Raw genomic sequence first — 25,073 nt, 5'->3', positions numbered from 1 at the left:
TCAACGACGCCCCTCGCTGGATCAAGAGGACTGCTTGAGCAGCTTGACAAAAGTCTCTGACGAAATGACGGGCGCGAAGAAATTGTTGATGCGCTCCATTGCTGCCTTTTCCTGTTCCGGCTTCTGGCAACCGCAGGCGTCGCCGATCACAATGGGAAGATACCCGTTGTCACGAGCCAGCCGCGCGTTGCCTTCGATGCACCAGTCGAGATGGATGCCCGTCAGGACGATGACTTCGATCTTCTTGCGCGATAGCTCAAGCGGAAGCTGGGTTCCGATGAACGCCGTCTGAAGTGCGCGCTCGTTAAATTCGTTATCGCCAGGACGCACCAGAGCTTGCAGCTCTCCCACGAGCTCGTTGTCGCGTGCCTGCTGCTCCTTCGTCCAGTTCAGACCTTTAGTCCAAGAGCCGAACTGAACGCGATCGAAGTCGTTCATTGGATAATCCTGCCGGAAGACTTCATAGCCGATCCAGTTGAACGACACGAAATTCTTCGCCTTGCGGGCGGCCTCGACCACCTTGACCGTCGCCGGAAGGCTGCCTCGCTCGCGGTGACCCTCTGCAGCCTGCACGCCGCCAGGATCATAGCAGGACTTGTTCTGGCTAACTGAGCAATAGGCAGCCGGACGCGAGAGGATTTCAGCGAGATCAAGTTGCTTCCAATGCGGGGCCAGTTCGGGGATAGCGTGGATGCCGCCCATATTTGCGGCAGTCTGATTTGCTTTTGCACTTGGAGCGCCAGCGACCGCTACGGCAAGGCCCATTGAACCTAGCATGGCGGCCCGACGTGTTGCGACAAGATTTTCCATATTTTCCTCACGTTAACGCGTGTTAGCCCGCGGACCCGCTCCGAGGGACGTGAGGATAGATGCAATAGGTGTGCCAATTTAATAGCACAAAGTGACACTATAGTATTACGATACGGATCGAGAGCGTTTGCGATGACGGCCACAGCGTTATATTTTTCCTGAGGTATGGCCGAAAATGCGTCGCAAATCTCCCAACAAAAGTTGGAATTTTGCGCCTGAGTTTTGCAACTGGCATTTTCGCGCCGCTGCTCATGCGGCAATTTTGTCGAAATCTATCCGGCTGTCCAGATCGAGATCGAACCGGCCATAGGGATTGACGTGAGCGTAGATCAGCGGGGTGAGGCCGCGATAATCTTCCGGTGCCATCCGGCCCTGCCATGACGGCTCGGTGAGTACCGTTTGCAGCATGCGCGTGTTGACATAGACAAGCGATGCTTGAAGGAGATGCAACGCAAGCGCCGAAGCCTCCTGCTCATCAATGCGGTTGGTCGCCATTTCGCCACCTTTACCGAAGAAGACGAAACCGTTGGCGCTGTTCCAGTTTTCAACGACGTTGAGCCCTTCATGGATTTCCCGGCGGAAGGCTTCCTGGCGCAGGTAACGGCATAGAAAGATCGTCTTGACCGCACGTCCGAGTTCGCTCAACGCCTTGTAGGTTGGGTGCATCACTTCCGCCCGCGCGAAGCGGCGCAGGATCGCCTCCGGATCGGCTGTGCGCGTCTGCATGGCAGCGGCATATTTGACCATTTCATCATATTGCTGTTCGATCTCCTCCCAGTTGATCGGGTTGGAAAGGACCGGAAGCAGATTCGGCAATATTGTCCGAAAGCTCGCATCCGGTAACGCCAGTTTCTGCCGGGCAATGGCCTTCAGGCGTGGGGCGAGTTCAAAGCCGAGCAACCGGCAAAAGGCGAAACCAACGGCGCTCTGGCCGTGGCTATCGACATATTGCCGTTGGATTTCCAGATCGGTGCAATGCCGAAGAACGCCTTCGATCATCGATGCGACTTCCGATGAAGAGCACCGTTTGAGCTGGGAATAAACGCAGGTGGCTCGCTTTTCGACATGCCAGTAGATCATGACGCCGCGCCCGCCATAGCGGGCATGCCATTCGGTCATCAGGTTGCGATCCCAGGCCCCGAACTTCGTGGAATCCGATGCGCAGGCAGTTCCGGCGTCACCCCAGACCGCTGCATTGCGAACCGCAAGCGTGGCATTGGCGACCCGAGCGCAGGCTTCCCGCAAAGCGCCCGCGTGAATGAAGCGGCGATGTACATGAAGAAGCTCCTCATAGCTGGCATCTGTGGTAGCTCCGGCGACTCGCTTCAGACCGGCATTGGTGCCGAGACCATAGAGGCAAAATAGCAGTCGCTGATCCAGAACAGCCTTGGGCAGGGCGACGCGGGAGGCCGAGGTTTCGAAGGCATCTAGAAGCCCGGTGTCGAGGGCTGCTTCCTTCAGGACATCGAGGAGGCCCGTCATCGGCCAGCGCTGACTGATTTCCGATTTGATTGCTGCCAGCCCTTTCGGTTCCGGTGCTGGCTTGAACGGCGTGATCGATATCCGGTTTTCGCCGCGCCATAGGATTCTCACCTTCTCGTTTCGTGGCATTGTTTCGTTCAGAAGCAGCAACTCGTGTTCCAGTTCCTGGCGAACCACTGCCACAAATTCGCAGGCATCCTGGGTCAGGTTTAGCTTGGAATAATAAGAAGAACGCCGATCCGCAAAATCCTTTGGCAGATCATCATCGGGATTGCGGTAACGGTCAGCGCCAACAACCCAGATTTCCTTGGACCGGATGCAGTCCCGTAATTGGGTCAGGACGCAGAGTTCATAGCTGATACGGTTGACGCGACCATTTCCATCGATGACCGAACTGCGCCACTTTGCCGGGATCACGCCATCTATCGGCACATCTTGTTGCGGCACGAACCGGCACCCGTCCTCCAGCCTTGCCCTGATCCAGTCGAGGGCTGACAAAACCGGTCGCCAGACCACATTGTTTGAGCGGAATTCCAGCACGGAAAGCAAGCTTGGTAGCATCCGACGATAATGATTGGCCCACGAATTGCGCATCACCGCATAAATGCGGCGGTCGAGCGCGCCCTTGGCATTGCTCTCCTTGATGATCGCCGCCAGCTTTTCCTTGCCGACAACCGGAAAGATGACATCACAAATGCGGCCGTCCGGATCGTCAATCGATGCAGTGGCAATATCGACGAGCAGCCGTTCCTTTCCATAGACCCGTTCGACATCCTTGGCGATGTCGCCCACCACCTTCCGTTTCGACCGAGCACCGATCTTGTGTACCGTTTCCACGAGCAGCTCGACCATTGCATCGGTCATCGCGGTTTCCCGCGCCATCAGATAAACCGCATAAAGCGCAAGCTGGCGCGCCACGGTGTGACGGCGCATCTCCGATGCCTTTTCGCCGGAAACGCGGCGGGCGACATGCTCGATCCACGCGGGATTGATGTTCGAAAACATATTCCGGGGAAGGTTCAGTTTTCGGATGAACGCCAGCCGGGCGGTCACCTCGAGAATGTTGTCGAGGGTTGCTTGCCCGGCGTCGGCTTTCATCGCATTGAAGCCTGTCGGCCCTTCCGCGTCAGCCAGGGAGATTTCCATCGCTGCAACAGTCCCAGGCGGAAGCGCTGCGCTCACCTCATGAAGCCAGCCGTCCAGATATTGTTGCCGCTGCGAACGAACAAGCCGTTCCAGCTCCTTGGCCGAAGGACCATAGATATTGCGATCCCGGCACCAAAGAAACACCGCCTCAAGCATGGCGCTCACGGATTGCCCGGACGGGCAAAGCTCGCCAATGATCCAGCAAGAAAGCGCGTCCCGGTCTCCTCGCGTCATTCGGCGAAAGCCGAGATACTGCAAAATCTCGGCGCAATGCCGGCGGGCGCTTCTCCCGCCGAAATCATAACCGGACAGTTCGTCGGCTGGGACGCCGATCTGCTCGGCCAGGTATTCGGCAGCATCGTGCGGGACCAATGTGCCATCGTCAGCGAAAAATCCGCGTGCGCTGAAAAACTTCAACTGCGAGGCCAAGCCAAGCCTGGTAGCGGCCGGTTTGGAATTGATGAAATCAATGTCGGCGAAGCTCAGGCTCCATTGGCCGACAAAATCCGAACTCGAAATACCCGTACTCATCAAAACGCTCCTCAAATTGGAACGCAATGTCACGAACAGGCGCGTCGCGGGTCAATCCTGCAGGCTATGTTCCCACAAGGTTCTTCGAGTTGGCCAAAATCGCAGCTTCGGGCCGACTGGGCCAACAACGCTGCACGACGATCATCGCGGTTTGCCGTGTGAAGGCCGAGATAATCCGTAAGGTGTCGGCTATGGTCAAAATGGGTCTGGGTACGGCGGGCGTAGATGGGATAGGCCCGTGGCTCGACGCCGAGCTGAGCAGCGATATGATTGACAATAGCTGAAGGCGGATGCTCATCCTCGCGAAGAAGTCTTCCAGTTTGTCGGATGACACAAAGCTGGATGGCGAAACCAAGCTTGTTGTGAGCCCGTCGGCGCAATTCGCATTCGAGACGATCGCTGGCATCCAGCGTGTAGTGGCGGATGAGACCGTCTTCGTCCGTCGCCAGGCCCAGAAGGTTTTGCGCTTCTGCTGCGCTGATCAGTTTCCTTCGACCCACTCACTTACTCCGATGCGCTAGCTCGTTCAAACAACCAGTCATGTCTCCTGTCCGAAAACGAGCGATTGCGTACAGGGGTAAAACGCCCTGTCCACAAATTATCTTGACATAATTTCGAACACAGGAAATATTTCGGACAGCCTATTCGGACGAAATTGAACCCATGCCACGCACCTTCGCCTATGTCCGCGTCTCGACAACCGGCCAGACCACCGAAAACCAAGTTCACGAAATTGAAGCAGCGGGCTTTCAGGTCGAACCCCGCAGGATCGTCACAGAGACGATCTCCGGCAGCACCGCCATCGCACAGCGCCGCGGCTTTTCAAGGCTAATGGACAAGCTGGAGTCCGGCGATATTCTCATAGTGACCAAACTCGATCGCCTCGGCCGTGATGCGATCGATGTCAGCACCACTGTGAAGGCTCTCGCCGAGATGGGCGTGCGCGTTTACTGCCTTGCACTTGGCGGCGCGGACCTGACCAGTTCGTCCGGCACGATGACCATGCAGGTGCTCAACGCTGTCGCGCAGTTCGAGCGGGACTTGCTGATCGAACGAACCCAATCCGGCCTCAAGCGTGCAAAGTCAGAAGGCAAGACACTTGGTCGGCCATCCACGCTCAGTGATGAGCAGAAGAAGGATGTACGCGATGATCTCGCAAAGGGAATGAGCGTTTCGGCTATCGCGCGAAAATTTACGACCAGTCGACAGACGGTTATGCGGGTTCGCGATGAGGGTTCACGGTCCGTTCGATCTTAGCGTGTCGCCAGGAACAGATCTTGTTCCGACCCCTTCTATGCACAAGCGGCCGATTTTGGCATCCGCTCCGGCATCACCATCCCCATCAGGACCGCCAACGGTTCGATGTCGATGTTCACGCTGGCGTCGGAGAGGACGGCAATCCCGCTTGATCGGGAGATCGATGCGGTTGCAGCAGCGGCGGCCGTCGGGCAGCTCCATGCCCGCATCTCCTTCCTTCGCACCTCGCCCACCGCGGAAGATGCCGCATGGCTCGATCCAAAAGAGGCGACCTATCTGAGATGGATTGCCGTCGGCAAGACGATGGAGGAGATCGCGGACGTGGAAGGGGTCAAGTACAACAGTGTCCGCGTCAAGCTTCGCGAGGCCATGAAGCGTTTCGACGTCCGCAGCAAGGCTCATCTCACCGCGCTCGCGATCAGAAGAAAACTGATCTGAACGAATAGCGGTCGAGCATTCAATTTGGTGCCAGCTAGAAATCGCTGGAGACCAATCGTCTGGCGGCAGCTTCGTCTGTGATGAGCACGTCGGCATATCCAGCTCGAAGAACGGCCGCCAAGGCCTGTGCCTTCCCGATCCCACCCCCGCAAAGAACAACTTCTGGCACGTCCTTGAGGCGGTCCAACGGCAGGCCGATCACTCGATCGTTAAGGGCGTGATCGACGAGCGTCCCATCCTTGTTGATGAACCAGCCTACAAACGAACCTACAGCCCCGGCCTGTACGAGCGAATCCATCTCCTCTTCCTGCAAAAGATCATAGGCGCGGATCACACCATCTTCGGTCAGTCGGCCCACTCCGATGATCGCAATATCCACTGCCGCAGCTCGTCGCATGATCTCCTGAACAAGTGACTGCGCTAGAAACTCATCCCGCGCCTTCTTGGACTCGGCGTAGGTTGGCGCCGGCATATAATAGCATTCCGCTTGATAGATCTGCGCGAGCTGATGAGCGACTTCGTAGGGGCGCATTGCCGCCTTCACAGTCAGTCCGCCAATCATGGAAACAATAGAGAGGCCCGGTATTGCCCGCGCTTCCAGTGCAGACAGGGCGGCATGGAAGGTCCGCCCCGAGATAATTCCCAAACTCATCTGATTGGAGAGACGAGCATTAAGGTATTGGCCGATGCCGGCTCCGACCGCCTCAGGAGTCGAATCGGACCGAACAGGAGCCGGAACCACGACCGCTTTGCGAAGGTCAAATTTTGCAACAAGCTCTTTTTCCAGCAGCGGGCTGCTAACGTATGGCGACCTGATGCTAACCTGGACAATGCCATCCTGACGTGCCCGGGCGAGAAGACGGTTTACCTTTAGCCGGTGCATGCCGAGTTCGCTGGCAACTTCTTGCTGGGTCAGGCCCTCAACATGATAGAGCCAGGCCACGCGCGCCAGCAATTGCTCGCGCCCCCCGGCAAACGACTCGGGAGGCTCCCAATTATCTTCATTCGGCTCGTCTTTTGTTCGCCTCATCCGTCTATTCCTTGCCCTGAAGCTCATGCGTTCAAAGGGATTGCGATAGTTTCGATATCAATCAACCGTTGGCAAGACCACCTTCCATCGGAAAGCTTGAACAGCAACGGCGTAGCATTCTCGTATAGCGACTGTCCGAGCGTCAGTCCAAGAGCTGCGGCCAGAACGCGTAGATTGCCCCCGTGAGCACATATGAGGGTCGTGGAATTGAGCACCGCGGCCTCGACTCCGTCGAGTGTTCGGTTTGCGAACACAGCGCTTGTCTCGACACTTCGGTCTTCCGATAGCCAGGCAAGATGAGTATTGATCTTACCCTGAAGGGCGCCAAAGCTCCGCTCACGCAGGCGGGCGTCGGCCAATGGGGCGCTAATACCGATTTCCCTCGCTACAATTTTTGCTGTCTCAAGGGCTCGGGACAGGTCGCTTGATACGATTCTGGTCACACCGGAACGCTTGAGAAGCACGCCGGCATGTGTTGCCTGCTCGCATCCAACCTGATCCAGCGCAACATCGAGCTGACCCTGGATGATGCCCTTGACGTTCGAGTTGGTCCGACCGTGGCGCAAAAACAAAAAGCTTTGCGCGTTCACGGAAAACGCCGCGCGCTGGACAAGGACATCTTTCAGCTCGCTCTCAATAGTCAATGCCCAATCGGCGCCAGTGTGTGTCATGGAGTACCCCTAGAATGTTGCCGATGAGGCGAAAGCACGCAGATCACTGCTTACGCGAACCGGAATCCGTCGCCGGATATGACAAATTTGTAACAACCAGAATTGAACATCTGAAAAACAATTTGTCAAAAGTTTATTTTTGTTGTTAGAACTGACGGCAGAGCTGACGCACTTGGGAAGAGCCCAAAGACCAGCGCACCATTTGGGAGGATGGAAATGCTACAGACACACACTGAGCTTGCCAGGGCCATGGTCGGGCCGCCGGAGACGCGCGCCCCAAGGAAACAAACTTACGCCCAGGAGATATTTCTGCGTATCTCTCGCACCGCGCTGGCCGCCTCCCTCATTTCTGTTGCGTCCGGCTTTCCTACCCTCGCGCAAGACCGTCCGGATCTGTCCGTGGCAGTCGCAGCTCTGCCACCCACGCTTGAACCGGCCGACCAGCTAGGGAATGTGAGCGTGCGGATCACCTACTCGATGTTCGATACGCTGATCCGCCGCGACTTTCTGTCCTCGCCGAACGGCGACGGAGCCAAACTGGTGCCGTCGCTGGCTCAAAGCTGGAGGCGGATCGACGACCGGACGCTGGAAATCAAGTTGCGCCCCGAGGTCAAGTTCCACAACGGCGAGATCATGACCGCTGACGACGTCGCCTTCACCTTCTCGCCCGAACGGCTAAGCGGAGCGAATGCCGTGATGAAGCAAGGTCCGGCCTACTTTGGCATTCTCGAAAAAGTTGAGGTGATCGATCCACTGACTGTACGCTTCACCACGAAGAACCCCGACCCAGTCCTGGAACAGCGGCTGGCCTCCTGGGCAGCCTGGATTGTCAACAAGAAGGATTGGTTGGAACATGCCAATGGCAAGTTCCCAAAATTTCCGGTCGGGACCGGCCCATTCAAGCTTTCAGAATATAAGCAAGATCAATCGGTCAAGCTCGTCGCCTTTGACGACTATTTCGGCGGCAGACCTACAGCCGCTTCGGTGACTTTCAGTAACGTGCCGGAGCAGGCCACACGTATCGCCGGCCTGGTCAGCGGCGAGTTCGATATTGCCACCAACATTGCACCGGATCAGATTGACCAGATCAACAGCTACCCGGATGTCGAAGCACGCAGCGTTGTCCTTGGTAACGTTCACACGCTCGTCTACAATACACAGAACCCGGTCATCAAAGACAAGCGCGTTCGTCAGGCGATGAACCTTGCGATCGATCGGCAGCTTTTGGTGGAGGCTCTCTGGAACGGCAAAGCCGTCGTGCCGAAAAGCCATCAGTTTCCTGAATATGGAGCCTTGTACAACGAAAATCGCGCGGGTCTCGTCTATGACCCGGAAAAGGCAAAACGGCTGCTAAAGGAGGCTGGGTACAAGGGTGAAGTGATCCACTACGCGACACATGCCGCCTATTATCTGAATGCAGTACCGGCCGCACAGGCCATCATGGAAATGTGGAAGGCAGTTGGCATCAACGGCCAACTCAATATCGTTGAAAACGTTGACCAGGTCTCGGGTGACGCGCGCGGCGTCATCACGAACTCGAACACGATCCGTTATCCGGATCCCGCCGGCGGCCTCTGGAACCTTTGGGGTCCCTACAACAAAATCCAGATGACCAAAGACTGGCAGCCGACCGAATTTAATGAGCTCGGAGAAAAACTCGACCGGACCACAGATATCGCTCAACGCCGCGAAGTCTTCCAGAAGATGCTGGATGTATGGGAAGACGAAGCGCCTGGAACGATCCTATATCAACCGCTCGAAACCTATGGCGTCAACAAGTCAGTCGAGTGGAAGCCCTATACGTCCTATTACATGGACCTTCGCCCTTATAACCTTTCGTTTGGGGCCAAGCGTTGATGACGGCGCTCCTCACCGACACCCACCCCGAGGTTTCTGATCGGAGGAAAAACGATGCCATCCCCCAGGCCGAGGCCACACTTTCGGTGGAGGGCCTGACAGTCGGGATTAGCCACCTAGATCTCGTCATCGATGTTTCACTCGAGGTCCGGGCTGGCGAGACACTTTGCCTCGTTGGGGAAAGTGGCTGTGGCAAGAGCTTGACCTGTCTTGCGGCCATGGGGCTGACGTCCGAGCCGTTGGTAGTCAAAGGCGGCAGAATCTCTTTCCTCGGACAGGACCTCACAACACTCAGTGAGAACCGGCTTGCCGATATCCGCGGCCGCGATATGGCAATGATCTTTCAGGATGCAACGGCTGCCCTCAATCCGGTGCGCCGCGTTGGCACGCAGATTGCCGAAGTGCTGGTCGTGCACCGCGACCTCAGTTGGAGAGAGGCAGAGCGGCGCGCGGTTGAACTCATTGCCTCAGTAGGCATCTCCGAACCGGATACGCGTGCGAAAGCCTTTCCGCACCAGCTTTCCGGTGGCATGTGTCAACGCATCATGATCGCCATGGCGCTCGCTTGTCGGCCTAAGCTATTGATCGCCGACGAAGCGACGACCGCCCTCGACGTCACGACCCAGGCACAGATCCTCCGGCTAATGCGAGAACTGCAGGCCGAGACCGGTGCCGCAATGATTTTCGTCACCCACGATCTCGGTGTTGTCGCCGAGATCGCCGACCGGGTGGCGGTGATGTATTCAGGGCGGGTTGTCGAAACCGCAACAGTCAACGAACTGTTCGAAAACCCGTTGCATCCCTACACACGCGGCCTGATGGCATGCCGCCTGCACGCGGCAACACCAAGCCACGGCCGCATCGCCGCGATCGAGGGCACCGTTCCGAGACCGGCAAGAAGGCCGCAGGGCTGCAGTTTCCAGCCGCGCTGTTCGTTCGCAAAGGACGTTTGCCGCTCATTGCCTGCGCTCTTGCCTGTTGTCGGCGATCACCGGGCAGCGTGTCATTTCGCAGGAGACTTTGAATGAGTGGCAAAGGCAGGCTCGTCCTGCAGGATATCGTCAAGATCTATGGCTCCGGGGGCCATCTTTTCGGAGGCAAGGCAGTTGTGAGCGCAGTCGGCGGAGTCAGCATAACGCTTGAGCCGGGAGAGACGCTCGGCATCGTTGGAGAAAGCGGCAGCGGCAAGTCGACGCTCGGTCGCATCGCCGCCGGCATCGAAGCGCCCACCTCCGGCACGATTACCCTGGATGGGAAGTGCTATGCCCGGATCGGCTCTGCCGCCTGGCGGCGGGAACGATGCGGCGTGCAGATGGTGTTCCAGAATCCCTCCAAGGCGCTCGATCCGCGCATGACGATCGGTGCCCAGATCGACGAAGCCATGCAAGCGCATGGAATCACGAGCGTGAGCCGCATAATGCGTCGCGAAGAGATGTTGTCCCTGGTCGGCCTCCCCGGCATGGGCGACCGTTACTCTCACCAGCTATCCGGGGGGCAGCAACAGCGCGCCGTCATTGCCCGTGCGCTCGTCCTCAATCCCAAGGTCGTCGTCTGCGACGAGGCGGTCAGCGCGCTCGATGTTTCCGTCCAGGCGCAGATCATCAATCTTCTGAACGACCTCAAGGCCAAGTTCGGGATGGGCTACCTGTTCATTTCCCACGACCTTGGCGTCGTTAGACATATCAGTGATCGCATCGCGGTCATGCGGAAGGGCGTGGTTGTCGAGGCCGGTCCGGCAGCCGAGATCTTCGCCAGCCCGCAGCACGAATATACGCGCTCGCTGCTGGCGGCAGTTCCGGCGGCGATGCCCAGCGAACGCCGCCCTAGAGAACACACATCGCAGAAACAGAGGACGCTATCATGACAACCCCATCCATCATCGCCCACCGCGGATACTCAGCTCTCTACCGCGAAAACTCGCCTGCCGCCTGGGCCGGAGCTGTCGAGGCAAACGCCGATCATATCGAGGTGGACGTCCGGATAACCAGGGACGGCCAGATCGTTTGCTCTCATGATGACGATCTGAAACGTCTGACTGGTCGTGGAGACACTATTTCAGGCTCGACAGATCTGGAACTGGCGAAAATAGAGGTTGATGGGTCTCCAGCGGTACCATCACTCCGGTTGCTGTTTCAGACCGTACCCAAGAATCAATCTATCCTGTTGGACGTCAAGGATGAACAGCCCAGGTCGCTCGACATCCTGCTGACCGCGCTGGCGCAAGAGCCTGACCGCGAACTTGTTCTTGCCTTGCACGCTCCAGCCACCGTCCGATATGTGCGCGACGCCGGTTGGTCCCGCAAAATCCTCGGATTGGTCACGAGCGCTGACGAGGAGGCGTTTTTCAACGCGGGCGGCGACATCGTTCGCATATGGGAATGGGATACGGCCGAAGGTCGCATCGCATCGCATGTCAGTCGCGGCCGCCCCGTGTGGATCTCCACGGGGGACGGCAGCACAGGCCGACGCACGGGAGAATACAATTCCGAGGAGTTGCTGCGTATGTTCCGTGAAGGCGCTACCGGATTTTCGGTCAACGACCCGGTTTCGGCGAGACATGTCTTTCGTGACGCCGCCGGGGAGTAGCAATGGCTCAATTTATCCTCATCAAGCTGTCACGGGCCTTCCTTACCCTGCTCCTCGCAGTTACCTTCGTGTTCGTCGTCTTGCGGCTGTCGGGCGATCCGGTTTCGATGATGCTACCGGACGACACCCCGCCGGAGATCGTCGCAGAATATCGAGCAGCATGGGGTCTCGATAGATCACTGCCAGAGCAATATGTCCGGTTCATCTGGTCCGCCTTACATGGCGATCTCGGGTATTCTTTTCGCGACGATCGACCGGCTGTGACGGTTGTTGTCGAACGGGTACCGATGACGTTGCTGCTCGGTCTTTCCAGTTTCGCCATTACCGTTGTTGTCGGACTGCTCGCGGGTATTGCGGCGGCTTTGAAGCGCGGCACCAGCGTCGACCATGTCGTTATGGCCTTTTCGATCTTCGGGCACAGCATACCGAACTTCTTCCTCGCCATCCTGATGATCATGCTCTTTTCGATGTCGTGGCGCTTGCTGCCGAGTTCGGGCGGAACAACATGGTGGCATCTCGTCTTACCGGCGGTGACCCTCGGAATCATCAATGCCGGCACGGTAGCCCGCTTTACACGTTCCTCGATGCTTGAGGTCTTGCACCAGCCCTATATGCGTACCGCCCGTGCCAAGGGGCTGAGATTGACCCGGCGAATAATGTCGCATGCGATCCCCAATGCTGCGATCCCGATCGTGACCGTTCTCGGCCTGCGTCTCGGCGGGTTGATCGCCGGTTCGGTCGTAATTGAAACTGTTTACGCGTGGCCCGGTATTGGGCTGATGCTCGTCAATGCGGTGAGCCAGCGCGACCTGCCGGTGGTCCAGACGATTGTATTGCTCGTGGCGCTCACAATGGTCGTCACCAACTTCATCGTCGACATCACGTATGGCTGGCTCGATCCCCGTATCGAGAATCGCAGAAGCAAGGAGGCATGATGAGCATCGAACAATCCGGTCCCGCTGCCCGCTCACGTTGGCTTAGCCTTGGAAGCATTCATCGCCTGCCTTTACTGATTATGCTCTGCATCGCCTGGCTGATCCTCGTGCTGGTTGTCGCGCTCGGAGCTGATTATCTGGCACCCTTCGCCTATACTGAACAGAGTCTCCTCAACCGTCTGAAGCCGCCGGCATTCCTCGGCGGCGATCCAAAGTATCTGCTTGGTACGGACGGCCTCGGTCGTGACGTTTTAAGCCGATTGATTTACGCAATGCGGATGAGCGTGCTGATTGCCATCGTCGGTTCGATGATCGGCGCGACCGTCGGCACTCTGCTCGGTTTTCTGGCGGCACATTTTCGCGGATTGATTGAAGACATCATCATGGTCTTCGTTGATTTCCAGGCGAGCATGCCGTTCTTCATCATCGCGCTCGCGGTGCTCGCGTTCTTCGGCAACAATTTCGAGCTTTTTCTTGTCGTTGTCGGTCTCTACGGCTGGGAAGTCTACGCTCGTCTAACGCGCAGCCTCGTGCTGCAGGCAAAGGGCCAAGGCTATGCCTTTGCGATCGGCACGCTAGGTGTTCACCCGTTCCGCATCTACGCCCGGCACATCCTGCCCAATATTCTTCCCGTTTTGATTGTGCAGGTGACGTTGAATTTTCCTGAACTGATCCTTGTGGAAACGGCACTCTCCTTTCTCGGCCTTGGAATTCAGCCACCCCAAACGAGCCTTGGCCTAATGCTCGGTGAGGGGCGAAATTATCTCGCGACGGCATGGTGGACCGGCATTCCAGCTGGCATCGTCATCTTTCTGACGACGCTATCGATTAGTCTGGTTGGGGATTGGCTGCGCGATAAGCTTGATCCAACGCTTCAATTGTCGGGTTCATAACTCTGTCATGCCGTGTCATTGATGCCGCATGAGTCGATTTGGAATGCTTTTAGGAACTGAAAGATGCCAGCGGTTTTAACAATCGAAAGGGAGACTGAAAACGGTGTTTTCGGAGTCCTGACTTCGGATCTTCCTCCACGGCTGTTATGGAAGAAGCCTAGACCGGTCTCGATGCGGGACATCAGACCGTCAGAGTGCATCCGTCTAAACAGGATACAGCAGTTCGCTGAGGCGTCCGATTATACGATCTGGTCTGATGCGGCAGGCGGCAGGCAAGCCTTTCCCGCTTGGGTCATGCCAGATTGCGTGAATACCAAGTCGCTGAGGTGCCGCGACTTCCCACTCAAGATTGTCGCCAACCATCCAGGTATTTGCAGGTTCAGTACCCAATGACTTCATGGCGTGACGATAAGCCATTTCTTCAGGTTTTCCGAAGCCGATCTCACCCTCTATCTGCACATGGTCAAACAGCGTGGAGAGTTCGAAACGCTCCAATTTTTCTCTCTGAATATCGGCGGCCCCATTTGTAACTAAGCCGAGACGAACGCCCACGCGCCTGAGCTCTTTTAACGTGTCTGCGGCGCCGTCAAATAAGCGCGTGGCGGAAGCCCGGGCCTGGGTGAACCGCTCACAGAACTCGATGCCGACTTCCGGCATTCCCGAGGCAGAAAGCTCACGAAGGGCGTCGGAAATCACGCTTTCTCGCGCGCTTTTGATGCTGAAACGTGCTCCAAGTCTTTCTGCTCTCGCTTGAGGAGATGATGACCAGAAATCGCGCAGCGCGGCGTCCAACGCAGCGGCTAGTTCTACAGGGGTGTTGGGTGTAAGAAATTCTTCCATCTGCTCTGCAACATCGAGAAGGATGGTGAGCCTATCCCCTTCCGTCAGTATCGTCTCATCAAGATCGAACAGTATGCCCTGAGGTAGCTGCAGCATGTCCCTAACCTATAATTGAATTTATCCCAATTTCAGCTCGGACGTGGTTATTTCATCGTTACGGCGCGAGCGATCTATTTCCTCTAGCCTGGCATGACTGGAGTTACTGGTTCTCTTGGAGTCCCTTGCCCAGGATATTGAGGCACGAGGCCAATTCGCAAAATTCCAGAATGTGAAGTGGCAGGGCCGATTGTCATAATATCGCACCAGCCCACCACGCGATCGTCCATTTTTTGTCGAGATCGGCCTGATTGCTTCCATCTCAAGCACTCCCCAATCTTCGACAAAGGGTATCCATCTCGCCAAAAATGCTGCGGGAAGGACTCGATTTCCCTGGAAAATCTCCTCACCAAATCGAGTTCATCGGCTTCTTTCGCCGTCCATCACGAGCCGCAAGGAGTGACTGATGCTTTCCCCGGGCTGAACCAGGGGATGGTTTTCGGCCGCGTCTGTTCGAGGCTCTATGCCGAGTGCGAACACCCCCGACTGGTACGCACGCCAGACGGCCAGTTTAGGCAGATGGGCGTGGCTGTATGTCAGGCCAACGGAGATGCCAAGGGCAGGATTAGCTAGCAAGATCGGAGCGGTTTGGGGAAGCTGGTTGCTTTCCACTACATCGACCTTTTCACCGTATTTGTCATCCGGCACAGGTGGATCTACCACCATTTTGGCGCTCAAGTGTTCAGGCAGTCCGGTTATCTCCAGATTATCGTCCAGGAAAGGGTACCCGTAGTTCAGGTGGTAGATGATCGCGTGATGTGTTGGAGCAAAGCCTCGATTGGTGATCGTATCGTTGATGTCGAGCACTGACTCAAACACGCGCACGGTTATGCGCCGGCGCAACTCGATCGTTTCGCCAAAAACGCTGGCCTGCCTAACCAAAGCCTCGCAAAAAACGTCTCCCGATTCAGGGTCCACGCCATATCCCACCAGTCGCGCCTTCTCAGTCGATATCCGGCCGTGCTGTGGCACTTTCTTCGTTTTCAGGTGCGGATGATTGTAGTGGGAGATATCTATCTCGCGCGGTCGACTGATGTGATCAAGGCCGCAGGTCACCATGAAGCCATCGAAGTTGCGCATGAAGCCCCATCCGTCTTCCGAGCCCGGATCGACTGTGGGAAATCGCATCTGCGTGGGCGAATGCCACCCGATATTGATGCCTCTAAAAGAAAGACTGGCAATGTCGAAACCACGATCGACCGCCACTTCGAACGCCACCCCAGTCGCGTTGCGGGCAATCAGAATGCGTTGTCCGCGGCCGGGGCCATCGTCCAGCGTCGCAAGTCGTATGTCCGCGACGCCTCTTAGATCAGGGGTTTTTCTAAGCAGATTGATATCCATATTGCCCTCTGTAGTTTGTCGCGCACAGCAAACGTTCCCAAACCAATGTTGGTCAGGACGACGTTGGCTCAGGTTCGGCGTGGTACGGCAGGTTGTTGAAAAGTCGTCGCAACCCAGGCTCTTCTACAGCCAGCGCTGCCTCGGCAGGTGAAAACCACTTGATTTGACGTTGTCCTTTCTCAGGGAAGTCTTCCTCAAGTTTGGATACGGTCAGGAGGTGGGCTTGAACCAGACACGGGAAGACTTCATCTTTCGAAACCTTCTTCAAGTAGCTGAAGTGCCCGAATGGCGTCTTCTGTACATGGCCACGCACGCCAGCTTCTTCCCAGGCTTCTTGCCGGGCAACCTGATGCAGTTTCTTTTTTCGCATCGGCCAACCCTTTGGGATTACCCAACGCCCGCTGTCGCGGCTCGTGATCAAGAGGACTTCGATCTCGTCGCTACCTTTGAAAATCCGCCTGTAGCAGATCGCGGCACATTGAGTTTTAACCTCATCCTTCGCCAGATCCGTAACGAACGGGAGAGGTGCGAAAGGTCCGGGCTTAGGGGCTTTACTCGACATCAGACCCCTTGGCTTTCACACGGGTGTCACAGAAACCCGTTACGCAAAGAATTGGGCCGGGCGGTAGATCAAAGGCTTTCAAATTGGTGTTCCAAAAACACACAGCGCGAGAGAACCACGCCATCGGTTACGGGTTGGATGCGGCGCCGCGAAAGTGCGCGACGCCTTTGGGTTTGGTGTGCTGGCTAAAAAGCGCGCAGATTTGTGCATTGGTCTTTTAGCCAACTATGCGGTTAAGCGGCGGCTGAAAGGTTCTGCAGCAATGGTCTGGCTCTGGTCAGGAATTCTTTGCTGCCACATACGAAGCGGAGTTTTTGAGACAGTTCAATCCGATCCCAGTCAATTGTGTGAGAAGCACCAAGACCTGCCAGGATAGGCAGAGCCGCCATGACGTCCCAGGTTGAATCTCCCACTGACACATAGCCATCAGTCTCCCCCATCATGACCTCTATGAGCGAGAGGGTGGCAGATCCGCAGAACCGGAAGCTGATCTGCAGCTCGTCCGAAATAAAGCGGATCACTTCCAGCCGGTCGGCAGTTGGTACCGAAGGATGGAAGCTAAATCCGGTTGATGCTCGCGACATGTCGAGGGCCGGCAGCGGCTTGATGGGTTTACCATTAAGGAGCGGTTCGACCGATTTGCCTCCAACAAGCATCAGATCCCGGACTGGAGCGAAAATGGCACCGAACGCGGGCCGCCGATTCTCGTAAAGACCGATCGAAACCGCCCAGTTTTGCCCGCCACGCACGAAGTTGAACGTTCCGTCGATTGGATCAATAACCCAGATACGGCCCGACGTTCCTGTGATTTCGCCGCCTTCCTCACCAAAAATCCCGTCATCCGGGAAGGCTTCTTGCAGTCTGGCAATCAGGAATTCTTCAACCTGCTTGTCCGCCTGGGTCACGAGGTCCAGATGCCCCTTTTTTTCGACGGGAAGGTCTGCCAGGGATTCAAAATGGGTCAAGGCCAGTTTGCCAGCTTCCCTCGCGATGTTTTCAACTATCGCCGCCAACGGGCGCGCGGAAAGAGTGGAAGGAGGGGACTCAACCATGATGGGCTCTGTCCCTGATCTTTGCCACTTGCGCGACGTCATCGCCCAGGAGCTGATCCAACTGACCTTCACGAACCCATTGAACGACCTGGGCTTCAATATCGACGCCATATTTCAGGAGTTTCTCGTGGTAGCCCGCCGGTAGGTAGCAGAAAGCGGCGAAGCCCTCTTCGTGAAGCTGGCGAGCCTCTCCACTGGCGAAATGGTAGATTTCGATGTTCATCGCGTCGAGGTTGGCCTGGCGCGCGAGAGCGGCAGGGTCGATCAGACGCGAATGCATGAGACCGACGGTCGGCACGTCAGGTATTGCCTGCTTGACAGCCTTCAGTTGAACGTAGTCGAACGAGGAAAACTGCAGAAGATCCGCGCAACCCAGCTCGTCGATCAGTGCCCTCAGCTTCGGAAAGAACACATCGTTCGCGTCGTAGATCTTGAGCTCCAGCTGGTAGATAATACCAAGTTCACGGGCGAGCTGCAGCGCCTCTTTCAGCAACGGCACACGTTCTCCGCTGAATTGATCGCCAAACCAACTGCCGGCATCGAGCTTGGACAGTTCGGAATACGTCATGTTCTGCACCAGACCGTGGCCGTTGGTGGTGCGGTCAACCGTCTTGTCGTGAATCAGGACAAGTTCGCCGTCGCGGGTAATTCCTAGATCAGTTTCACAAGTGACGTGTTGGCCACCGAATTCGAATGCCTTCCTGAACGCTGCGAGGGTGTTTTCGGGAGCACCGGCACTATGGCCTCTGTGACCGCCAAGACGTATCGTCTCAGGTGTCATTCTGAGCGGATTCATTTTAGTTCCTTTCATTTAACGCAGCCGCGCGTCGAGACGATCGCGCAAATAGTCGCCAAGCAGGCTTATGGATAATGTTGTGAACACCAGGACTACACCTGGGAAAGCAGCAAGCCACCAAGCGATCGCTAGGTAGTTTCGCCCGTCGGCAACCATAAGCCCGAGGCTTGTGGACGGCGGCTGGATGCCGAGCCCGAGAAAACTCAGACCACTCTCGAGCAGAATGAGCTCTGGATAATTGACAGTGAGCTGAACAACGAGCGGGCCAGCGATGTTTGGGAGTATGTGGCGCAAATAGATGCGCCATGACGGTACGCCGACGATCCGCGCCGCCTCAGCGTAACCGTCCTCGTTGGCACCCAGGACAAGGCCGCGCGTCAGACGAGCATAACGCCACCAGTTGTAGATCCCCGCTAGTAAGACGAACAGCAGCGGGTTCGAACCGAAAAACGCCAGCACGCCAAGTGCCACGATGATGAAGGGCACGGACTGCATGGCATCGGCAAAGCCCATGATGAGGTTATCGACCCAGCCCCCAAAATGCGCAGCCAGAAAACCCAGAATGGTGCCGATAAGCAAACAGATCACCGAGCCTGCGAAGGCGATCATCAATGTCATTTGGATCGCAGCAAAAAGGTTGCTAAGCACATCCCGGCCGAGATAATCCGTGCCAAGCAGATGTCCTGGCAGGGCGCCCGGCAACGCGAAGCGTGCAAGTGGCGACTGTTGCAGATAGTCGAAGGGTGCGATCCATTGCGCCGTCGCACCGACAATTACGATCGCAGCGATCCATATTATGCACAGCCAGATGCTGATCGGGGTTCGGGTGGCAAAATTCCAGAATTGCCCCCTCGGCAAGGAGAGTATCTTAGCGTGGGTCATTATTTCTGAAGCCTGATCTTCGGATTGAGGACCGCGTAGAGAATATCGACGGCCAAGTTGATCGTGACCATGAAGGCCGTGAAAAGAAGGATCATTGCCTGCACGACGTTGAGATCGCCGTGGGTCGTTGCATGAACGAAGCCGCTTCCGAGGCCCGGCCAGGCAAAGACGGTTTCGATGAGCACCGAACCGGCCAAGAGACCGCCTGCGACAAAGCCCAGCATGGTCACCATCGGGATGGCGGCGTTAGGCAGTGCGTGTCGAAGAATGACCTCCCACTTTGATATCCCATCGGCACGGGCGGCGGCGATGTACGGCTGCTCAAGCACCTCAATGAGCGTCGAGCGCGTGAAGCGCGCGATTGTGGCCGCGTTGAATAGGCCGAAGGTTGCGACGGGCAGAATCGCGTGCTGCCAGGTAGAACTGCCAGAGCTCGGCAAGACACGCAGCCAGACGGCAAACACGAAGATGAGAGTGAGACCAAGGAGAAAGTTGGGAACGCTGTACCCGAGCACAGCTCCCGTTATGACGGCTTTGTCGACAGGACTATCGCGTCGAACAGCTGCGACGATGCCTACCGGTATGCCGAGGAGCACACTCAGAATAAAAGCGGATACCGTCAGCACCAGCGTCTTTGGTATGCGCTCGGCAATGATCGAAAAGACCTCGCGGCCGTCTGCGGACGAGACGCCGAAATTTCCTTGAAACGCGTTGGCCACATAGATCAAGAACTGCTGGAGAATCGGCTTGTCGAGGCCCCAGTCGGCGCGGAACACTGCCAGCACCTCCGGCGTTGCACGCTCGCCCAGCATCGTCTGGGCTGGATCGCCGCTCAGTCGAAGAACGATGAAGACAAAAGTCACGGTGAGAAAGAGAACGACCAAAGCCCGAAGGGCACGAGCGATTATGAAGCCTATCATTATGCGATCTCCTTCCGGCAAATCTCGGATGACACGTCTTCGGCGCGATGACATGCCACCTGCTGGCCGTCGAATTCGCGAAGCCTCGGCGTTTCGGACGCGCATCTGTCGATGGCAAACGGACAGCGCGTCCGGAAGACGCAGCCTTCGGAAGCTTTGCTCGCATCGATTTCGCCCTGTAGCGGTGGCGGAAGGTTGCGCACGCTCGGATCCATCGTCGGAACTGAATCCAGGAGCGCTCTCGTATAGGGATGGCGGGGCCGTTCGTAGACCGAACGGATATGGCCGGTCTCAACGACCCGCCCGAGATACATGACGGCGATCCGGTCAACCAGGTGTCGAACGATGCGAAGATCGTGGGTGATAAACACGTAGGCAAGATCCAACTCCTGCCAAAGCGACTGGAGTAGCGCCACAACCTGAGCCTGGACGGATACGTCCAGCGCCGAGACAGCTTCGTCGAAAACAACCAGTTTTGGGTCGAGGATCAAAGCACGGGCAATGACGACCCGCTGGCGCTGGCCACCCGACATCTGGTGCGGGTACCGGGTCATCATTGCACTTGACAGCCCCACACGCTCGAGCATTGCGGCTGCGCGCTCATACGCGCTCGCGCGACCTGCAACGTGATGAACAAGAAGGCCCTCGGCGATCTGCTCTCCAATCGTCATCTGCGGGTTCAGAGCCGACAGCGGGTTCTGTTGCACAAGCGAGGTGCGCATACGGAACTTCGTCCAGTCTTTAGAAGTGCGGTCCTTGTGGTTCACGCCGTCGAACAAGACATCACCGCTAGTCGGTGGGGTCAGGCCGAGCAGTAGCCGACCAAGGGTCGATTTGCCGCTTCCGGACTCACCGACCACGCCGAGGCGTTCCCGCGGCGCGAGGTCGAAGCTGATGGAGTTGACCGCAAGCTGGCTCGTCGGCTTGGCGAAGAACCCGGTCTTATGGCTAAAGGCCTTGACCAGATCGTGGGTTTGAAGCAAGGGCGTATTCATGCGACCACCGGATGGTAACAGGAGGCTTCATGGACGAGGCCTATATTTGTGGGCGCGGGGAAGCGTACGGAACATTCGCCACTCGCACGCGGACAGCGCGGATGGAAATGGCATCCCTCCGGAAGGCTATCGAGAAGGGGTACCGATCCGGGGATAGGGATCGGAGGTTCGAGATCCGCGGGATCGATACTGGGCATACAGTCGATCAGGGCCCGGGCGTAGGGATGAGCCGGGCGCCGGAGCAGTTCCGTCACGGGCGCCGTCTCGACGATCTTGCCGCAATACATCACCGCTGCGCGGTCGGCCAAACGGGCTATCACTCCGAGATCGTGCGACACGATGAGGAGTGCCATGCCGGTTTCGGCCTTCAATTCTTCCAGCAAATAAAGGATCTGCGCTTGCGTCGTCACATCGAGCGCGGTAGTTGGCTCATCCGCGATCAGCAATTGGGGCTTGGCCGCAAGCGCATGAGCGATCATGACGCGCTGGTTCATGCCGCCGGAAAACTGGTGCGGATAAGAACGCAACCGACTCTTGGCACGATCAATGCCGACGCGCTCAAGAAGCCGCATCGCCTCCAGCCGCGCGTCGCTGCCCCTGAGACCCTGATGCCGGAAGAGGGCAGATTCGAGGTAGTACCCAATTGTATGCACCGGGTTCAGGCTGCTCGTCGGATCCTGGAAGATCATGGCGACCGATGGGGCTCTCCCCTGGCCGTCGGCCTGCGCACCAGAACTCAACGTTACCGTTCCGCCCGTTTGAGCAATGCCGCGCGGCAGCGCTTTGGCAATGGCATAGCAGGTCATACTTTTTCCGCAGCCGGATTCGCCGACGAGGCCGAGCGTTTGACCCGCGCCCAGCGAAAAACTGATGCCATCGATGATCTTGAGCGCGCGCGCCGGCACCTGAACGGTGAGATCGCGAACTGCTAGAAGACTTGTCACTTGAAAACTCCTCCTCGGCGGCGCGCCTCCAAATACGCGCCGCCACCAACGAAACTCACGCTCAGGCGAAGCTGAGGTTGTTCCGGAACTCCATCATTTCGAAGCTTACGGGCGTCCAGTGGACATCCTTGCGGGCGGCGTAGACGTCATACGGCTGGTAGAGAATGACGGCAGGCGCCTCCGCTTCGAAGATGTCTCGCATGCGATTGTAGGCGTCGGAGCGCTCCTTGCCGTTCGGCAGCACCGTGACCTTCTCGCACAGCTCGTTGAATTCGGCCGGCGCTTTCCAGCCCCACCGCTTCTGAACCTGGCCGTTGGGTCCGAACTCGGGAACAATGGTGGCATAGGCGTCCGTCATCCACTGACCGTTGGACCAGTTCCGCATCCAGCTCTTTTCGTCAGGCACCGTAGTGCCTGGTGCGTAAATTTCCGGCACGACGGTGACGCCGATTTCCTTCCACATTTCGATCATCATCATCAGCGCCGGAACGGCGTTGGCGTAGTAGTTGCCCATCGTACGATAGGTGATCGGCGTGCCGTCGTAGCCACTCTCCTTCACCAGGCGCTTGGCTTCCTCGACATTGTATTCCATGGCGGGCCGATTAGGATCGAAAGTTTCGCCATAGTTCGGGAAGTTGAAACCATGCGGGATCGAGGCCTTGTTCTTCCAAAGGGATTCGACCATCAGCGGGCGATTGACCGCAAGCGCCAGCGCACGACGAAGCGTCTTCTCCTTGAAAACCGGCTGGTTCATGTTGAAGGTGAACATCTGGAAGTTCTCGATGAGCGTTCCACGTGTTTCCAGGTCGGGGTAGCTGTTTACGAGCTGGATATCGTCGGGCGTCAGCGTTGTGACAATGTCGTATTCGCCGCTGATCAGGCCAGCGACCCGCGTGGCTGGCTCTGCGACAAGCTGGTACGTGATTTTCGAGGCTGTCGGCTTTGAACCCCAGTAGTCGTCGTTCGCTTCCAGCACGACACGGTCGCCGCTGACGAACTCAACAAACTTATACGGACCCGTTCCGATCGGCTTGTTGCCGAATGCAACCGCTCCAAGGTTCTTGTAATATTCCTTGGGAACGATGCGGCTCATCCAGGACGCCGCATAGGTTTCGATGAGATAGCTGGGCGTCTTCGTGCGAAGCACGACCGTATACTTGTCCTCGACGACGGGCTCGTCGAAGGCGAGCGAGTAGGACTTGCCGAGCGGGATTGTCTTGACCGCTTCGGGGCCCCAGAGCCGCTCCGACGAGAAGGTATATGCGACATCGTGTGCCGTCAGTTCCGCGCCGTCGTGGAACATGACCTTCTGGCGTAGCTTGAAGCGTACGGATTTGTCGTCAATCCGCTCCCAGCTCTCGGCAAGCGCCGGCACCAGTTCGATAGCGTTGCCAGGCGCTCCCTTGGCAAAGAAATCGCGCGCAATCAGCGTGTCGAAGATCTGATTGACGATACGGGGACCGACATTGCTGATCGCATTCACCGGCTCCAGCGTGTTCGGCAATCCGTTTACACCGAGCCGAAGTTCCCGGCGTTCCTGCGCGAAGGCGAACCTGGCGCCTGCAGTTGAAGCGACCGCTATTGCAGCGGTGCCCATCATAAAATGCCTGCGATTGGTCTTAAGCATTTAGTTGTCCTCCCAGATCGGTGTGAATGTGGCTGATATTTTCGTGCGAGCTTCGAACCTAGTTCGCGATAACGAACTTCTTCCGCAGCTTTTCAGGTACTGTCTCGATAATGCTTCGGGTTCCGGCGTCGGTGACGATGACACCGATGTCCTCGATCCTGGCAGTTACCGAGAGGCTCGATTTGGTGAACTTCGAGTGGTCCGCAACAACGATCACGCGGCTCGAAACCTCGATCATGGCGCGGGCGACACTCGCATTCACTGGCGACGAGGTGCAGATCAATCCGCGGTCAATATCGATTGACGCGGCATTGAGAATGAGTTTGTCAACATTGAACTGCCGAATGAACTGTTCGGCCAGAGGGCCCCGAAAAGAGCGGTTCGTGTCGGTATATTCTCCTCCGACCGAATAGATGCTCTGCCCTTCACCCCGGGTCAGTTCCTCAACGATGTCGAGACCGTTCGAAATGAAGGTGAGGTTCCGGCGCCCGGCAAGCGTCCTCGCGACCTCCAGTGCCGTTGTGCCGGCATCGAGGAGAACCGTGTCGCCATCGACAATCATTCCGGCGACGACGGCCGCAATGGCCGCTTTCTCAGTCTGATTCCAGACCGCACGGGCGGCGTTGGGCTTGTCCTGAGCGACTTGAGTGACACTGACAGCACCGCCGTGGGTCCTACGCAAAAGTCCAGCCTCGTGGAGTTCGCTGAGATCTCGCCGGGCAGTCGCCACAGAAATCTGAAAGTGCTCCGTTAGCTTGCCGATAGGCAGAAACTGCTCGCTACGCAACAGCTCGACGATTTTTGCCTGACGGTCCTGAGTCGAGTTGAACACCAGCGCTTCCCTTTAGTAGAAAAATGATCTATATCGATCACAATATGAGCGGAATCGTTCTTCGTCAAATGAAAGTTTCATGACAGTTTTGCTGCGATGCAGCAGCGGGTTAAAGCAGATATCGATCGATTTCCCGAAACAACAGGGAAAGATTCTCCCCGAAACCATTGTTATAGTGAGCGATATCAATCAGTCTGGCAGCGACAGGCAAGAGTTGGGCAAGGGAGAGAAAAATATGACGGACTTTAATGAGATGTCGGGCGGCGTTGAGAACCTGGCAGCCAACTCACCTGTTTTTCGCAAGCCAGCAAAACGGGTCGACATCAGGTCAATCCTGCCCGCGAGGCGGCGCGGGCAGGATGCCGGTGGGCAGCGATCCTCCCCGCTCGCCCACCGGCTCCTTCGCCGAAAGACGGCTAAACCGAGCCCATCTTGGAGAGCAACCACGCGCGTCAGCTCAAAATCCAACATAGCAGATGTCCTACCTCGTACACCGCCGCATCCAGCGGGTGTCTCATCGGTGGAAGCCGCTACGCGAAGATCTTGGTGA

The 25,073-nt window shown here is 57.1% G+C and carries 24 protein-coding genes and 1 pseudogene; 9 read left to right on the top strand and 16 right to left on the bottom strand.

Features of this window, described 5'->3' with window-relative positions; translation table 11 throughout:
• Positions 1-21 precede the first annotated feature (21 nt).
• From ADU59_RS01280 to ADU59_RS29465, 3 genes are all read right to left on the bottom strand, one after another.
• On the bottom strand, positions 22-702 hold the full coding sequence (locus ADU59_RS01280; protein ID WP_244506333.1) for a cysteine hydrolase family protein: 681 nt from the start codon (positions 700-702) through the stop codon (positions 22-24).
• A gap of 357 nt (positions 703-1,059) precedes the next feature.
• On the bottom strand, positions 1,060-3,969 hold the full coding sequence (locus ADU59_RS01275) for a Tn3 family transposase (RefSeq protein WP_068950919.1): 2,910 nt from the start codon (positions 3,967-3,969) through the stop codon (positions 1,060-1,062).
• Between the two features lie 29 nt (positions 3,970-3,998).
• A complete protein-coding gene (locus ADU59_RS29465; RefSeq protein WP_083198082.1) occupies positions 3,999-4,469 on the bottom strand; it encodes a DUF4158 domain-containing protein in 471 nt (156 codons plus the stop codon).
• A 163-nt stretch (positions 4,470-4,632) separates the two neighbouring features.
• On the opposite strand from ADU59_RS29465, the gene ADU59_RS01260 reads away from it, so the two are divergent.
• Both ADU59_RS01260 and traR read left to right on the top strand, forming a co-directional pair.
• Positions 4,633-5,226, top strand: coding sequence for a recombinase family protein (locus tag ADU59_RS01260; RefSeq protein ID WP_068950913.1), 594 nt, complete (start codon positions 4,633-4,635; stop codon positions 5,224-5,226).
• A 33-nt stretch (positions 5,227-5,259) separates the two neighbouring features.
• A pseudogene (gene traR / locus ADU59_RS01255) lies at positions 5,260-5,664 on the top strand (autoinducer-binding transcriptional regulator TraR); the annotation flags it as partial.
• A gap of 34 nt (positions 5,665-5,698) precedes the next feature.
• Here the strand turns inward: traR and ADU59_RS01250 are convergent.
• Positions 5,699-6,694, bottom strand: coding sequence for a sugar-binding transcriptional regulator (locus tag ADU59_RS01250; protein ID WP_234885338.1), 996 nt, complete (start codon positions 6,692-6,694; stop codon positions 5,699-5,701).
• A gap of 23 nt (positions 6,695-6,717) precedes the next feature.
• Positions 6,718-7,365: a histidine phosphatase family protein gene (locus tag ADU59_RS01245; RefSeq protein WP_068950909.1), complete on the bottom strand. Its 648-nt coding sequence runs from the start codon at positions 7,363-7,365 to the stop codon at positions 6,718-6,720.
• A gap of 216 nt (positions 7,366-7,581) precedes the next feature.
• On the opposite strand from ADU59_RS01245, the gene ADU59_RS01240 reads away from it, so the two are divergent.
• Genes ADU59_RS01240 through ADU59_RS01215 form a run of 6 tightly spaced genes read left to right on the top strand, consistent with a single transcriptional unit; the run spans position 7,582 to position 13,636 of the window.
• A complete protein-coding gene (locus ADU59_RS01240; protein ID WP_234885337.1) occupies positions 7,582-9,222 on the top strand; it encodes an ABC transporter substrate-binding protein in 1,641 nt (546 codons plus the stop codon).
• On the top strand, positions 9,222-10,250 hold the full coding sequence (locus tag ADU59_RS01235; protein WP_068950907.1) for an ABC transporter ATP-binding protein: 1,029 nt from the start codon (positions 9,222-9,224) through the stop codon (positions 10,248-10,250). The genes ADU59_RS01240 and ADU59_RS01235 overlap by 1 nt, the downstream gene beginning before the upstream one ends.
• Positions 10,247-11,086: an ATP-binding cassette domain-containing protein gene (locus ADU59_RS01230; RefSeq protein ID WP_068950905.1), complete on the top strand. Its 840-nt coding sequence runs from the start codon at positions 10,247-10,249 to the stop codon at positions 11,084-11,086. The genes ADU59_RS01235 and ADU59_RS01230 overlap by 4 nt, the downstream gene beginning before the upstream one ends.
• The gene (locus tag ADU59_RS01225; protein WP_068950903.1) at positions 11,083-11,808 is read left to right on the top strand and encodes a glycerophosphodiester phosphodiesterase; all 726 of its coding nucleotides are present in this window, start codon (positions 11,083-11,085) and stop codon (positions 11,806-11,808) included. The genes ADU59_RS01230 and ADU59_RS01225 overlap by 4 nt, the downstream gene beginning before the upstream one ends.
• A 2-nt stretch (positions 11,809-11,810) precedes the next feature.
• The gene (locus tag ADU59_RS01220; protein WP_068950901.1) at positions 11,811-12,743 is read left to right on the top strand and encodes an ABC transporter permease; all 933 of its coding nucleotides are present in this window, start codon (positions 11,811-11,813) and stop codon (positions 12,741-12,743) included.
• On the top strand, positions 12,740-13,636 hold the full coding sequence (locus tag ADU59_RS01215) for an ABC transporter permease (protein ID WP_162843342.1): 897 nt from the start codon (positions 12,740-12,742) through the stop codon (positions 13,634-13,636). Before ADU59_RS01220 ends, ADU59_RS01215 begins: the two co-directional genes overlap by 4 nt.
• 204 nt (positions 13,637-13,840) lie before the next feature.
• Here the strand turns inward: ADU59_RS01215 and ADU59_RS01210 are convergent, their stop codons facing one another.
• The 11 genes from ADU59_RS01210 to ADU59_RS01160 form a co-directional block, all read right to left on the bottom strand.
• Positions 13,841-14,572 carry an HAD family hydrolase gene (locus ADU59_RS01210; RefSeq protein ID WP_068950900.1) on the bottom strand — a complete coding sequence of 244 codons (732 nt, stop codon included), beginning with the start codon at positions 14,570-14,572 and terminating at the stop codon, positions 13,841-13,843.
• 360 nt (positions 14,573-14,932) lie between these two features.
• Positions 14,933-15,913, bottom strand: a complete 981-nt coding sequence (locus tag ADU59_RS01205; protein WP_068950898.1) for a DUF4432 family protein — start codon at positions 15,911-15,913, stop codon at positions 14,933-14,935.
• 52 nt (positions 15,914-15,965) lie between these two features.
• A complete protein-coding gene (locus ADU59_RS01200) occupies positions 15,966-16,475 on the bottom strand; it encodes an NUDIX hydrolase (protein ID WP_083198077.1) in 510 nt (169 codons plus the stop codon).
• A gap of 233 nt (positions 16,476-16,708) precedes the next feature.
• Positions 16,709-17,527 (bottom strand): inositol monophosphatase family protein, encoded by an 819-nt coding sequence (locus ADU59_RS01195; RefSeq protein WP_068950896.1) that lies wholly within the window; start codon positions 17,525-17,527, stop codon positions 16,709-16,711.
• Positions 17,520-18,323, bottom strand: coding sequence for a glycerophosphodiester phosphodiesterase (locus ADU59_RS01190; protein ID WP_068950894.1), 804 nt, complete (start codon positions 18,321-18,323; stop codon positions 17,520-17,522). Before ADU59_RS01190 ends, ADU59_RS01195 begins: the two co-directional genes overlap by 8 nt.
• 15 nt (positions 18,324-18,338) lie before the next feature.
• Positions 18,339-19,205: an ABC transporter permease gene (locus tag ADU59_RS01185; protein ID WP_068950892.1), complete on the bottom strand. Its 867-nt coding sequence runs from the start codon at positions 19,203-19,205 to the stop codon at positions 18,339-18,341.
• Positions 19,205-20,125, bottom strand: a complete 921-nt coding sequence (locus ADU59_RS01180) for an ABC transporter permease (protein WP_068950890.1) — start codon at positions 20,123-20,125, stop codon at positions 19,205-19,207. Before ADU59_RS01180 ends, ADU59_RS01185 begins: the two co-directional genes overlap by 1 nt.
• A complete protein-coding gene (locus ADU59_RS01175) occupies positions 20,125-21,120 on the bottom strand; it encodes an oligopeptide/dipeptide ABC transporter ATP-binding protein (protein WP_068950888.1) in 996 nt (331 codons plus the stop codon). The genes ADU59_RS01180 and ADU59_RS01175 overlap by 1 nt, the downstream gene beginning before the upstream one ends.
• Positions 21,117-22,025 (bottom strand): ABC transporter ATP-binding protein, encoded by a 909-nt coding sequence (locus ADU59_RS01170; protein WP_083198081.1) that lies wholly within the window; start codon positions 22,023-22,025, stop codon positions 21,117-21,119. The genes ADU59_RS01175 and ADU59_RS01170 overlap by 4 nt, the downstream gene beginning before the upstream one ends.
• 100 nt (positions 22,026-22,125) lie before the next feature.
• The gene (locus tag ADU59_RS01165) at positions 22,126-23,691 is read right to left on the bottom strand and encodes an ABC transporter substrate-binding protein (protein ID WP_068950884.1); all 1,566 of its coding nucleotides are present in this window, start codon (positions 23,689-23,691) and stop codon (positions 22,126-22,128) included.
• Positions 23,692-23,749: 58 nt separating this feature from the next.
• Positions 23,750-24,526: a DeoR/GlpR family DNA-binding transcription regulator gene (locus ADU59_RS01160; RefSeq protein WP_068950882.1), complete on the bottom strand. Its 777-nt coding sequence runs from the start codon at positions 24,524-24,526 to the stop codon at positions 23,750-23,752.
• Between the two features lie 76 nt (positions 24,527-24,602).
• On the opposite strand from ADU59_RS01160, the gene ADU59_RS30175 reads away from it, so the two are divergent.
• Entirely contained in the window at positions 24,603-25,073 is a 471-nt protein-coding gene (locus ADU59_RS30175) for a hypothetical protein (protein ID WP_139093127.1), read from the top strand.

The organism is Pararhizobium polonicum, assembly GCF_001687365.1.
GTDB classification, from domain to species: Bacteria; Pseudomonadota; Alphaproteobacteria; order Rhizobiales; family Rhizobiaceae; genus Pararhizobium; species Pararhizobium polonicum.
This window is presented reverse-complemented; position numbering and strand designations above follow the sequence as displayed.